Annotated in this window: 9 protein-coding genes; 1 reads left to right on the top strand and 8 read right to left on the bottom strand. The window is 69.5% G+C overall.

Features of this window, described 5'->3' with window-relative positions:
• Positions 1-44 precede the first annotated feature (44 nt).
• The 3 genes from JQS43_RS00045 to gyrB all read right to left on the bottom strand — a co-directional run bounded on the left by JQS43_RS00045 (position 45) and on the right by gyrB (position 5847).
• Entirely contained in the window at positions 45-863 is an 819-nt protein-coding gene (locus JQS43_RS00045; RefSeq protein WP_239676993.1) for a DUF3566 domain-containing protein, read from the bottom strand.
• A gap of 400 nt (positions 864-1263) precedes the next feature.
• Positions 1264-3720 carry a DNA gyrase subunit A gene (gyrA, locus tag JQS43_RS00040; RefSeq protein ID WP_239679580.1) on the bottom strand — a complete coding sequence of 819 codons (2457 nt, stop codon included), beginning with the start codon at positions 3718-3720 and terminating at the stop codon, positions 1264-1266.
• 171 nt (positions 3721-3891) lie between these two features.
• Positions 3892-5847: a DNA topoisomerase (ATP-hydrolyzing) subunit B gene (gene gyrB, locus JQS43_RS00035; protein ID WP_239676992.1), complete on the bottom strand. Its 1956-nt coding sequence runs from the start codon at positions 5845-5847 to the stop codon at positions 3892-3894.
• A 438-nt stretch (positions 5848-6285) separates the two neighbouring features.
• On the opposite strand from gyrB, the gene JQS43_RS00030 reads away from it, so the two are divergent.
• Positions 6286-6840, top strand: coding sequence for a hypothetical protein (locus JQS43_RS00030; protein WP_239676991.1), 555 nt, complete (start codon positions 6286-6288; stop codon positions 6838-6840).
• Between the two features lie 26 nt (positions 6841-6866).
• On the opposite strand, the gene JQS43_RS00025 is transcribed toward JQS43_RS00030, so the two are convergent.
• From JQS43_RS00025 to dnaA, 5 genes are all read right to left on the bottom strand, one after another.
• Complete coding sequence (locus JQS43_RS00025; protein WP_420847629.1) at positions 6867-7445, bottom strand: DciA family protein; 579 nt, start codon at positions 7443-7445, stop codon at positions 6867-6869.
• The gene (gene recF, locus JQS43_RS00020) at positions 7438-8565 is read right to left on the bottom strand and encodes a DNA replication/repair protein RecF (RefSeq protein ID WP_239676990.1); all 1128 of its coding nucleotides are present in this window, start codon (positions 8563-8565) and stop codon (positions 7438-7440) included. The genes JQS43_RS00025 and recF overlap by 8 nt, the downstream gene beginning before the upstream one ends.
• 12 nt (positions 8566-8577) lie before the next feature.
• Entirely contained in the window at positions 8578-9447 is an 870-nt protein-coding gene (gene gnd, locus JQS43_RS00015) for a phosphogluconate dehydrogenase (NAD(+)-dependent, decarboxylating) (RefSeq protein ID WP_239676989.1), read from the bottom strand.
• Positions 9448-9475: 28 nt separating this feature from the next.
• On the bottom strand, positions 9476-10612 hold the full coding sequence (dnaN, locus tag JQS43_RS00010; protein WP_239676988.1) for a DNA polymerase III subunit beta: 1137 nt from the start codon (positions 10610-10612) through the stop codon (positions 9476-9478).
• 460 nt (positions 10613-11072) lie between these two features.
• Positions 11073-12869 carry a chromosomal replication initiator protein DnaA gene (gene dnaA / locus JQS43_RS00005; RefSeq protein ID WP_239676987.1) on the bottom strand — a complete coding sequence of 599 codons (1797 nt, stop codon included), beginning with the start codon at positions 12867-12869 and terminating at the stop codon, positions 11073-11075.

Here is a 12869-nt window from a genome sequence, read left to right as displayed (position 1 = left end):
CGATACCCCAACTCGGATCACCTCAGGTGTCCCGGTGGAGTTGTTCAGTCGCGCTCAGCGAGGGTGACCTCAACACCCCCAACCAAGTCAGCGCACACATTGTAGATGAACGCGCCGAGCGTCGCGAGCGAGGTGAACAAGAGGACGTTCAGGGCGCCGAGGACGGCGGCGGTGCCGATCACCCCTTGGGCGGTGATCCGGAAGGTGTTCCCGGTCTCGCCCGCACCCGAGATCAGCTCGGCGACGGTCTCGTTGACGCTGGCGAAGACTCCCATCGCGTCGAGCGCCAGGTAGAGCACCGACGAGGCCACGATCACGACGATGAAGAGCACCAGCGAGACCGCGAACGAGAACTTCATCACCGACCACGGGTCGACCCGCTTCAGGTGCAGGCGGGCCCGCCGCGGCCCCCGCGGGGTGGCGGCGGCCCGGGGCCGGATCGGTTCCCCGATCGGTCCGGCACCGGCGACGCTGTCGCCTCCGCTCCCCGGCCGCATGGTGACCGCGTTGGGGGCGGCCTGCCGGCCGGTGACCCGGGGCGGCGCTGAGACTGGTGCACTGGCGGCGCCCGAGAACGGGACGGCGGCGGGTGGCCCGGAAGCGGGCGCGCCGGAGACGGGGGTGGCGGCCGACCACCCGCTGGGATGGGTTACGTCCTCGATCCGGTCCGGCGGCGGCACCATGCCGGGTGGCCGGGTGAAGCTCGGTTTCGCCGATGGCTCGGCGCCGCCGCCGGAGTCTTTCGGCTCCGGCTGGTGGTCGACCTTTGCCGGCTCGCCGCCGCCGTCGCCCGACGCAGCGGCCCCGGCGCCGACGCCAGCTCCGGCTGCCCCGGCTCCCGGACCAGATCCGGAGCCGGCCAAGCTCGTACCCGTCGAGCCCGCTGTCGCCGAATCGGCGATCGCTGGATCGGCGTTCGCCGAGCTACGGCCCGCCGACCCAGGGCCCGCCGACCCAGGGCCCGCCGAGCTTGCGCCCGCCGAGCTAGGGCCCGTGGCACTGGGGTCCGCGGGCCCGGCGTCGCCGGCTTCGAACCCGATCGGCCCCGCAGCCGAGTCTGCCCCGTTCGACGTCGGTCGCTCCGGGCTGTCGTTGTTGGCGCTGCCGGCTGCTCCGGACCGTTCGGCGTCGGCGGTCGCCGCAGCTCCTCCGCCGGTCGCCGTGGTCGAGCTGGCCCCCTCCGTGAGCGCCGCGTCGTCGGCGGAATCCCGTCCGGCCGAGCTGGCGGAGGTCCCCGTAGTCGCCGCTGTCTCCGTCATCACGTTATTCCTGTCCGTCCGGTTCATCCGCGTTCCGAGCGATGGCCACGAGGGTCACCCCCTCGGGGAGGTTCATGAGCTTTACCCCCATTGTGTTCCGGTCCTGGGTCCGTCGCACGGGCTTCGCGGGAGTCCGCATGACTCCGCCGTTGCTGGTGATGGCGAAGAGCTCATCCTCCGCGCTGATCACCACTGCGCCGACCAGCTCCCCCCGTCGATCAGTGATCTTGGCGGTCACTACGCCCTTACCGCCTCTACCCTGCACCGGGTACACCTCGATCGGGGTCCGTTTCGCATATCCGCCGCCGGTGGCGACGAGGACGTCCATGCCTTCGCGGACGACCTCCATCGCGAGCAGCTCGTCGTCGTCCCCGAACCGCATCCCGATCACGCCGGAGGTGGCCCTGCCCATCGGGCGCAGCGCCTCGTCGGTGGCGTTGAACCTTATCGCCTGAGCGTTCTTGCTCACCAACAGGAGGTCCTCTTCTGGCCCGATCAGCTGCGCCCCCACCAGTTCGTCGCCTTCGCGTAGGTTAATGGCGATTATTCCCCCCGTACGGTTGGAGTCAAACTCCTCCAGCGTGGTCTTCTTGACCAGCCCGTTCCGGGTCGCCAGCACCAGATACGGGGCCACCTGGTAGTTCGGGATCCGGATCACCTGCGCGATGTGTTCGTCCGGCTGGAAGGCCATCAGGTTCGCCACATGCTGACCGCGGGCGGTCCGACTCGCCTCCGGCAGCTCGTACGCCTTGGCGCGGTAGACCCTGCCCTTGTTGGTGAAGAACAGAATCCAGTCGTGTGTAGAGCATACGAAGAAGTGGCTGACGATGTCGTCCTGACGCAACGTGGCGCCGGACACTCCCTTACCGCCACGCCGCTGCGAGCGGTAGAGATCCGAGCGGGTCCGCTTGGCGTACCCGGTTCGGGTGATGGTGACCACCACGTCCTCACGGGCGATCAGATCCTCCATCGCCACTTCGCCCTCGAACGGCACGATCTTGGTGCGCCGCTCGTCGCCGAACTTGTCGATGATCGTGGCTAGCTCTTCGGAGACGATCGACCGCTGCCGCTCGGGCTTGGCGAGGATGTCCTTCAGGTCGGCGATCTTCAGCTCGATCTCGGCGAGTTCGTCGAGGATCCGCTGCCGCTCCATCGCGGCCAGCCGCCGCAGCTGCAGGTCGAGGATGGCGGTGGCCTGCACCTCGTCCACGTCCAGCAGCTGCATCAGCCCGGTCCGCGCCTCCTCGGCGGTGGGCGAGCGCCGGATCAGCGCGATCACCTCGTCGAGCAGGTCCAGCGCCTTGGCGTACCCGCGCAGGATGTGCGCCCGCTCTTCGGCCTTTCGCAGCCGGTAGGCGGTGCGGCGCTGGATCACTTCGATCTGGTGCGCGACGTAATACCGCAGGAACTGGGCGAGGTTGAGGGTGCGCGGCACCCCGTCCACCAGCGCCAGCATGTTGGCGCCGAAGGTCTCCTGCAACTGGGTGTGCTTGTAGAGGTTGTTCAGCACCACCTTCGGGATGGCGTCGCGCTTGAGCACGATCACCAACCGCATGCCGGTACGCCCGCTGGACTCGTCGCGGATGTCGGCGATCCCGGTGAGCTTGCCGTCCTTCACCAGCTCGGCGGTGCGCTGCGCCAGGTTGTCGGGGTTGACCTGGTAGGGCAGCTGCGACACCACGATCAGGGTGCGGCCCTTCCGGTCCTCCTCGATGTCGATCACGGCCCGCATCCGGATCGCCCCACGGCCGGTGCGGTACGCGTCCTGGATACCGTTGGTGCCCACGATCAACCCGTAGGTGGGGAAGTCCGGCCCTTTGACGAGCTTGAGCGCCTCCTCCAGGGTGGTCGCTTCGTCGGCCTCGTGGTTGGTCAGGCACCACTGGACGGCGGCGCCGATCTCGCGCAAATTGTGCGGCGGGATCTTGGTCGCCATGCCGACCGCGATCCCCTCGGCCCCGTTCACCAGCAGGTTGGGGAACCGGGCCGGCAGCACCACCGGCTCTTGGGAGCGGCCGTCGTAGTTGGGGATGAAGTCGACGGTGTCTTCGCGGATGTCCTGCAGCATCCCCATGGTGATGGCGTGCAGCCGGCACTCGGTGTACCGCATCGCCGCCTGCCGGTCGTTACCCGGCGAGCCGAAGTTGCCGTTGCCGTCGACCAGTGGGTACCGCAGCGACCAGCTCTGCCCCATCCGGACCAGCGAGTCGTAGGTGGCCATGTCGCCGTGCGGATGGTAATTACTCATCACGTCACCGACGACGCGGGCGCACTTCACGTACCCCCGGTCCGGCAGGTAACCACCGTCGAACATGCCCCACAGGATCTTGCGGTGGACCGGCTTGAGCCCGTCGCGGACATCCGGCAGCGCCCGGCTGACGATCACGCTCATCGCGTAGTCGAGGTACGAGTGCTGCATCTCGATCTCGATGCCGACCGGTTCGACCCGGCCACGGCCCATCGCCAACTCTTCCGGGGTGATCGGCTCCTCGCTGCCCCCGCCCTCCGCCGGGGCCTGCTCGGAGTCGTCCGGGGGGACTGTCGGGTCTGTCACTTTCTAGTCATCCTCACTGCTGGTGGACCATCCGCCAGCGACACCGGCGGAGCCGGCACCACTGGCGGTACGGGGTGGTCAGATGTCAAGGAAGCGCACGTCTCGGGCGTTGCGCTGAATGAACGATCGCCGGGCTTCGACATCCTCACCCATCAGGACGCTGAACAGCTCGTCGGCGGTTGCCGCGTCGTCGAGAGTGACGTGGCGCAGGGTTCGGGTGGCCGGGTTCATCGTGGTGTCCCACAGTTCAGGGTAGTTCATCTCGCCGAGACCCTTGAATCGCTGGATGTCGTCGGGCTTGGCGTTGGGTTTCCGCTCCCGGCGCAGCGCGATCAGGCCGTCGCGCTCCCGGTCGGAGTAGGCGTACTGCACGTCGTCGGCGCGTTTGTTCCACTTGATCTTGTAGAGCGGCGGCGACGCGAGATAGACGTGGCCGAGCTCGACCAGTGGCCGCATGAACCGGAACAGCAGCGTCAGCAACAGCGTCTGAATGTGCTGACCATCCACATCGGCGTCCGCCATCAGGATGACCCGGTGGTAGCGCAGCTTGTCGATGTCGAAGTCGTCGTGGATGCCGGAGCCGAGCGCGGTGATGATCGCCTGGACCTCGTTGTTCTTGAGGATCTTGTCGATCCGCGCCTTCTCGACGTTGAGGATCTTGCCCCGGATCGGCAGGATCGCCTGGGTCTTCGGATCCCGGCCCTGCTTCGCCGGGCCACCGGCGGAGTCCCCCTCGACGATGAACAACTCCGACTGCCGCGGATCGGTCGACTGGCAGTCGGCGAGCGTGCCCGGCATCGAGCCGGACTCCAGCAGCGACTTACGCCGGGCGAGCTTGCGCGCCTGGGCGGCGGCGACCCGCGCCCGGGCGGCCTGCGACGCCTTCGTGATGATCATCTTCGCCTCGCTGGGGTTCCGCTCCATCCAGTCGGCGAGCCAGTCGTTGCAGGTCTTCAGCACGAAGCTGCGGACCTCGGTGTTGCCCAGCTTGGTCTTGGTCTGCCCCTCGAACTGGGGATTGGTCAGCTTCACCGAGATGATCGCGGCGAGCCCTTCCCGGATGTCCTCCCCGCTGAGCTTGTCGTCGCCCTTGAGGAGTCGCTTCTCCGACCCGTACCGGTTGACCACCGAGGTCAGCGCGGCCCGGAACCCCTCCTCGTGGGTGCCACCCTCGTGGGTGTTGATGTTGTTGGCGAAGGTATAGACCGACTCGCCGTACGACTCGTTCCACTGCATCGCGATCTCGAGCGACATCCCGTCACCCTCGGCGCCGAACTCGACCACCGACTTGTGGATCGGGGTCTTGGTCTGGTTCAGGTGGCGGACGAAGTCGGCGATGCCGCCCTTGTAAAGGTAGGTCACCTCGCGTGCGTTGCCGTCGTCGTCGAGCTTGCGCTCGTCCCGCACGTGGATGGTCAGGCCGCGGCTGAGGAATGCCATCTCCTGCAGCCGCCGGGTGACTGTCTCGAACGAGAAGTCAATCGATTCGAAGATCGTCGGGTCCGGCCAGAACGCCACCGTCGACCCGCTCCGGCGGGTCGGCTCGCCTTCCTGCAACGGATCCGGCTTGGAGTTGTGGTACTGCTGGCGGTAGACCCGACCGTCCTTGTGGATCTCCACCTCCATCCGGGTGGAGAGCGCGTTGACCACCGACACACCCACCCCGTGCAGACCACCGGAGACCTGGTACGCCTTGCCGTCGAACTTCCCGCCGGCGTGCAGCACGGTCAGCGCCACCTCGACCCCGGGCTTCTTCAGCTTGGGGTGCAGGTCGACCGGGAACCCCCGGCCGTTGTCGGTGACCCGCAGCCCGCCGTCGGCGGTCAGCACCACGTCGATGGTGTCGCAGTAGCCGGCCATCGCCTCATCTACCGCGTTGTCGACCACCTCCCACACCAGTTGGTGCAGACCCCGTTCGCCGGTGGAGCCGATATACATACCCGGCCGCTTGCGGACCGCCTCCAGACCCTCCAGCACGGTGATCGAGCCGGCGGTGTATCCCTGCTGGTTCGACGGCTGCTTCGACGCTGCCACGCTGTGATCCTCTCTTCCGTCGGCACCGGGCCGCGCCGACGTGTCGTCCTCGGCCGCGCTCGCCCCGAGATATGGCCGCGCCGAGGCGCGACCCACGAGACGTGATCGCCCAGACGAGACCCAGGCGAGCGCGGACCGCCGGCGGGTTGCACCGGCGGGGGGTCACCCGTGGGGACCTGCGTCGCCACGGGCCCCCGGTTCGCCTCAATCTTACTGTGCAGCAGCGACGGAACCCGCACGCGGCACCGCCTGACGGCCAGCTCCGGCCACGAGGACCACGCCCGCGACCCCCTCCCCGCACGTCCGGCCTCCGCAAGCGCCGGGAGCCGGAATCCGACCGTTCGGGGGTCGCGCCGCCCCCACCCGGTGCCGTACCCTCCGCAGGCGTCGCGGTGACAGCAGTGACGCGGGTGGGTAGGGTGAAGGGAGAGGCGCCAGATGGGGCTGGACAACGTGGCCGTCGCCTGGCCGCGCACCGGGCGGTTCTACGACCCGGTCGCGCCGGCGGAGTTCGTGGACTTCGGCGAGGTCGCCGAGGCGCCCGACACCGCGGCCCCGACCGCCGCGCTCGCCGGACACATCGCCAACACCGGCACGGTCCGCGCCACCGCCTACGTCGAGCTGGTGGATCTCCTGCTCGGCCTGGAGCGGGTGCTCTACGCCACCGAATCCGCCGAGACCGACGAAGACCCGGTGATCGACCCGGACGGCTGCGACTGGATCGCCGGCGGCCTGGAACGCTTCGTCAACAACCACCAGCACTACGGCGAGGTGGTCACCTTCGACTCGGTCAGCGCGCTGATGCGCGACGCGCTCGCCGGCAACCGCCTCGCCGACGCCCAGCTGCGCTGGCTGGAGGACCGGCTGCGCCGGCTGCGGGACCAGGACACCGGCGCCGCCCAGTGGCACTTCCCCCGCTCGGAGCTGGCGGTGCTGGCGAGGTTCTACCGGCGCTGCGCCGAACGCGGCTTCGCCGTCTACGCCGACTCCTGAGCGGCCCACCCCGACCGGCGGGCGGGTCACCCGTACGTGTCCCGCGGCCCCCGGCCACGGACCCGCCGCGGCCCGCGGTCCCAGGACGGGGCCGCCGGCCCGTGGACATGCAGCCGGGTGACCACCCCGTGGCCGACCTCCCCGGCGATCCGCTTGAGCAACGACCCGGCGAGCAGGCGCAACTGGGTCGCCCAAGCGGTCGAGACCGCCTCCACCGTCAACACCCCGTCCTCGAGCTTCACCGGCCGGGAGTGCTCAGCGACATCCTCCCCGACCAGCTTCGCCCACCGCCCGAACACGGTCGCCTCGGCGGCCGGCCGCTGCCAGCCGCGATCGGCGACCAGCTTGGCCAGCACCGCGGCGAACGGCTGCGGATCCCGCGCGTCCGGCCCCGCTGCGGACCAGGTACGGGAGCGACGCCGGGCCGGATCACCGCCCGACGACTCGCCGCGGCCACCACCGCGGCGGCGCTGCCCCGGCGTGCTGCGGCGGGCCAACGCCGCCTCCAACGCCGCCCGGGCCAGCTCGGGGCCGGCGGGCGGCCCGCCCTGCTGGCCACCGGCCGGCTGCTCCGGCTCGGGTGGGGGAGCTGGCTGCTCAGACACGCTTCACCTCACCGTCGCCGACCTCATAGCGGACGCCCCGGAGCGCCGCCGGCACATCGCCCTCCACCGCGCAGGTGACCAGCGTCTGGGCCGCGTCGTCGATGCTGCGCGCCAGCCGCTCCCGCCGGCCAGTGTCCAGCTCCGCGAAGACGTCGTCGAGCACCAGCACCGGCTCGACCCCGTCCGCCCGCAGTAGCTGGTACGCGGCCAGCCGCAGCGCCAACGCGAACGACCAGGACTCGCCGTGGCTGGCGTACCCCTTGGCCGGCAACGGCCCCAGCAGCAGACCAAGCTCATCACGGTGCGGGCCCACCAGGGTGGCGCCGCGCTCCAGATCGGTGGCGCGGTTGTCCGCGAGCGCGGCCGCCAACGCCTCGGTCAGCGCATCGCGGTCGCTCGGCGGCGGTGACGGGAGCGTGCTCTGGTACTCCAACTGGGCCGGCGACCCGCCATCGTCGCCGGCGACCGCCTGATACGCGGCGGCCACGTGTGGGCTCAGCTCGGCCACCAGCGCCAGCCGCCCCGCCAGCAGCTCGGCTCCGTGCCGCGCCAGATGGGCATCCCAAACATCCAGAGTAGACAAATCGGCGCCGGCGCCGGACTTGCGGGCCAGCGCCGCCGTCCGGAGCAGCGCATTCCGCTGCGCTCGCACCCGTTCATAATCGGCGGCGACGGCGGCGAACCGGGGCCGCCGCGCGGCCAGCAGGTCGTCGAGGTAGCGACGCCGGCCGGAAGGCTCGCCCCGGACCAGCTCGATGTCCTCCGGCGCGAACAGCACCATCCGCAGCGCGCCCAGGATCTCCCGCACCCGGCGCACCGGCGAGTGCCCCAACCGGGCGCGGTTGGCCTTCCCGGGCACCAACTCGAGCTCCACCTGGAGCTCCCGACCCTCCTGCGCCACCAGGCAGCGGATCACCGCCGAACTCGCCTGCGCCCGAACCAACGGCGCGTCGGTGCCGACCCGGTGGCTGCCCAACGTCGCGACGTAGCCCAGGGCCTCGACTAGGTTGGTCTTGCCGATCCCGTTCGGACCGAACAGAACGCTCGGACCTGGTCCGAACTCGACAGTGACCGTGTGGTACGAACGGAAGTCGACCAACTCTAGCCGGCGGACGTGCACGGCGACCTCCGCCTACTCGCGGACCGCGTGGCCGCCGAATTGCCGCCGCAGCGCCGCCACCGCCTTCATCGCTGGCGAATCCTCCTGCCGGGAGGCGAACCGGGCGTAGAGCGAAGCCGTGATCGCGTTCAACGGCACCGCCAACCGGACCGCCTCGTCGACCATCCAGCGCCCTTCGCCGGTGTCCTCGGCGTAGCCCTGCAACGAAGCCAGCTCCGGATCCTCCTCCAGCGCCCGGGTCAGCAGCTCCAGCAGCCAGGAACGGACCACCGAACCCTCTTGCCAGGAGCGCAACACCCCCGGCACGTCGTCGACCAGCTCGGCCTTGGTGAGCAGCTCATACCCCTCGGCGTACGCCTGCATCAGGCCGTACTCGATGCCGTTATGGACCATCTTGGTGTAATGGCCGGCGCCCACCGGACCGGCGTGGACGAAGCCGAGCTCACCGGGCGGGGTCAACGCGTCGAAGATCGGACGGCACCGCTTCACATACCGCCGCTCACCGCCGACCATCAAGGCATAGCCCTCGGCGCGCCCCCACACCCCACCGGAAACTCCGACATCGAGGTAGCCGATCTCCCGTTGGGCCAGCAACCGGGCCCGCGGCCCGTCCTCGACGTACGGCGAGTTGCCGCCATCGATCACCAGATCGTCGGCGGCCAACAGCTCGCCGAGGTCCTCCACCACGTCGCCGGTGACATCGGCCGGCACCATCAACCAGAGCGTCCGCGGCGGCGACAGCGCGGCGACGAGCGCGGCCAGGTCCGGCACGTCCGACAGCTGAGCATCCCGGTCGAACGCGATCACCTCGTGACCGGCCGCCCGCAGCCGCTCCCGCATGTTGCCGCCCATCCGGCCGAGGCCCACCAGGCCGAGCTGCATCACGCCTCCCGTCGGGGATGATCGAGCATCATCGGACCACCCGGATCGGCTGGATCAGATAACGGTAACCGGACTGCTGCTCACCGTCCTCGTTGCCCGGCGACAGCACCGCCGGCTTGCCGGGCTCCACAAACGAGAAGATCGCGTTCGGAGCGTTCAGGGCGCCGAGCCCGTCCAGCAGGTAACCCGGGTTGAAGGCGAGGGTCATCGCCTCCTCACCCTCGAAGGTCGCCTCGGCTGCCTCGCTGGCGCGCGCCTCCTCGGTCCCGCCGGCCTCGACCACCACGCCGTCACCGCTGAACGACAGCCGCACCGGCGCGGTGCGCTCGCCGACCAACGACACCCGTCGCACCACCTCGGTGAGCGTGGCGACCGAGACGGTCGCCTGAGCGGCGTGGTTGGCGGGGAAGAGATTGCGCACCGGTGGGTAGTTCGCGCCGTCCAGCAACCGGCTGGTGGTCCGGCGCTCGCCCGCCTCGAACCCGATCATGCCTTCGCCTACCCCGTCGGCGGCGAGCGCCACAACGAGTTCGCCACCGATCGGACCGAGCGTCTTCGCGGTGTCTGCCAAGATCTTCGCCGGCACCAGGGCATTGGCGCTCAGTTGCGGATCATCGGGCTGCCAGTCGATCTCCCGCAGCGCGAGCCGGTACCGGTCGGTCGCCAACAACGCCAGGTTGCCGCCGTTGAACTCGATCCGGACGCCGGTCATCATCGGCAGCGTCTCGTCTTTGCCAGCGGCCAACGCCACCTGCGAGACGGCCGCGGCGAAGGCGGCGGCGTCGACGGTGCCGGCCCGCTCGGGCAGCGCCGGGAGGCTGGGATAGTCCTCCACCGGCATGGTCGGCAGCGTGAACCGGGCGCTGCCGCAAGTGAGCTCGAGGTGAGCGTCGACTGCGGCGATCTCCACCGGCTTACCGGGCAGCGCCTTGGTGATCTCCGCGAGCAGCTTGCCGGAGACCAGCGCCGCGCCCTCCGCGTCCGCGTGCACCGTCACCGAGGCCTCGCTCGAGACCTGGTAGTCGAAGCCGGAGAGTTGCAGCTGCGAATCGGTCACCCGCAACAGGACCCCGGCCAGCACCGGCACCGACGGCCGGGCGGGTAGCCCCTTCGCCGTCCAGGCAACGCCCTCGGCAAGCGCATCTCGTTCGACCCGAAACTTCATCAGCGGCCTCCTGCCATCACGCGCCGGGCCTGGCGCGCGTCTCACCCCACTGTCGCACTGTAGGAGCCGGGGTTCGGGGCGACGCACCCGGGGGGTGGTCATTTGCTGGCCCGCTCAATCCACACACCGATGATTGGGTTTTCTCTTCTTGGTAGATCTATATCGTCGTCGTAGTCGGTGTTGTGGATTCTGTGGAGAACTCGCGTTTTGGCAGCTCAGCCGATCTAACTACCAGTGGAAACCCGGTGGATGAAGCGGTGCAGAACCCGAGGAGTTATCCACAACTGCCGGATCGGGCAGAAGTTATCCCCCGCTATCCACCGGCTCTCCACCGGATTTCCCCAGGTTTTTCCCACAGCCTGTGCATAACCCCCGCCCCGGGCGTGATCATGGAGTTGAGCACACAAAACAGCGCCGATCATGTACCTAAGTCCATGATCGGCGCGGGAGGGCGGATGGGTCAGGTGGCTTGCTTGATCCGGTTGGTGAGTTCGGCGATCTGGTTGAACAGCGAGCGGCGCTCGGCCATCTGCTGGCGGATCTTGCGGTCCGCGTGCATCACGGTGGTGTGGTCTCGGCCACCGAACGCCTGGCCGATCCGCGGCAGCGACAGTTCGGTGAGTTCACGGCACAGATACATCGCGACCTGACGGGCGTTGACCAGCACCCGGGAGCGGGAATGGCCCCGTAGGTCCTCCAGGCTCACCCCGAAGTAGTCCGCGGTCGAGGCCATGATCTGGTCCACCGTGACCTGCGGCTCGGCGCCGTCCGGGATGAAGTCCCGGAGCACCTCCTCGGCGAGCGACAGCGCCACCGGCGACCGGGTCAGCGAAGCGAACGCGGTGACCCGGATCAACGCGCCCTCGAGCTCCCGGATCGAGTTGGAGATGCGGGAGGCGATGAACTCCAGCACATCCGGCGGGGCCTGCAGCCGGTCCTGCGCCGCCTTCTTCTGCAGGATCGCGATCCGGGTCTCCAGATCCGGCGGCTGGATGTCGGCGAGCAGTCCCCACTCGAACCGGGTCCGAAGCCGATCTTCAAGGGTGGAGAGCTGCTTCGGCGACCGGTCGGAGGTGATCACGATCTGCTTGTGCGAGTTGTGCAACGTGTTGAAGGTGTGGAAGAACTCCTCCTGGGTCCGCTCGCGGCTCTCCAGGAACTGGATGTCGTCGATCAACAACACGTCGACGTCGCGATAGCGCCGTTGGAAGGCGCTGGTCTTGTCGTCGCGTACCGAGTTGATGAAGTCGTTGGTGAACTCCTCGGTCGAGACGTAGCGCACCGCGCGCGCGTTGCCCAACTGCGAGGCGTAGTGGCCGATCGCGTGCAGCAGGTGGGTCTTGCCCAGCCCGGAGCTGCCGTAGATGAACAACGGGTTGTACGCCTTCGCGGGGGACTCGGCGACCGCCACCGCCGCCGCGTGCGCGAACCGGTTCGACGAACCGATGACGAAGGTCTCGAACGTGTACTTGGGGTTGAGCCGGTTACCGCCGGTCTGGGCGACCCACCGCTCGCGGTTGGGCCCGCTCTCGCTGGAGTCGCCCCGGCCGTACTCGCCGCCGCGGTCATAGTCGGGGCGGCTCAGCTCCCGGTGCCCGAGATCGCGGGCGTGCGGGATGGCTGGTTCGCCCGGCGGGGCCGAGCCCGGCGGCGGGGTGGCGAAGTCACCGAGCGGCCGCACTCGGCCCACCGCCCGCTCGGGCGGCGGCTCACCGCTCAAGCCCCGCCGCTCTCCGCCGCGCCAGTCTTCCGGCGTACGGGGGGCGGGCGGCATGGTCGGATGGGCAGTTGCACCAGGCATCGCGGGTGGCGGCGGGACCGACATCGGTGGTCCGGCCATGGAGGGCGCCGAGGCCGGTGGCCCGGCGGGCGGCGCCGACATCGGCGGGGCGTCGAACATCGGAGTCGCGGTCTGGGGTGCCGCCGACGGAGGCGTCGCCGATGGGGGCGTCGTTGCTGAGGGCGCCGCGGCTGGATCGGCGGGCCGCTGCTCCGGTGGGCTCAGGGTGACCGCTACCTGGACTGGGCGGCCGAGGCGGCGGGAGAGGGCGTCGGTGATCGCCGGCCGCAGTTTCGACTCGATCTGGTCCCGGGTGAACGCGTCCGGTACCGAGAGCAGAGCGGTGTCTTCGACGATCGCGCGGAGGCGGGTCTCCCGCAGGTACGCCCGCTGTTGTGCGGAGACGATCTCGTCTGCGATCTCGTCGGTGGCGTCCCGCCACACCGCAGCTAGCTCGTCGAAGCCGCCGGTGCTCAT

Origin of the sequence: Natronosporangium hydrolyticum (assembly GCF_016925615.1) — a bacterium.
Taxonomy (GTDB): Bacteria; Actinomycetota; Actinomycetes; order Mycobacteriales; family Micromonosporaceae; genus Natronosporangium; species Natronosporangium hydrolyticum.
The sequence above is the reverse complement of the archived record's forward strand: the minus strand, read 5'-3'. Positions and strand labels throughout refer to the sequence as shown.

Bases quoted from the DNA above. Each gene is read 5' to 3' on its own strand.
- gyrA (WP_239679580.1), bottom strand. From the start codon at position 3,720: ATGGGCCGTGGCCGGGTCGAACCGGTCGGCATCGAGATCGAGATGCAG.
- JQS43_RS00030 (WP_239676991.1), top strand. From the start codon at position 6,286: ATGGGGCTGGACAACGTGGCCGTCGCCTGGCCGCGCACCGGGCGGTTC.
- gnd (WP_239676989.1), bottom strand. From the start codon at position 9,447: ATGCAGCTCGGCCTGGTGGGCCTCGGCCGGATGGGCGGCAACATGCGG.
- dnaN (WP_239676988.1), bottom strand. From the start codon at position 10,612: ATGAAGTTTCGGGTCGAACGAGATGCGCTTGCCGAGGGCGTTGCCTGG.
- dnaA (WP_239676987.1), bottom strand. From the start codon at position 12,869: ATGAGCACCGGCGGCTTCGACGAGCTAGCTGCGGTGTGGCGGGACGCC.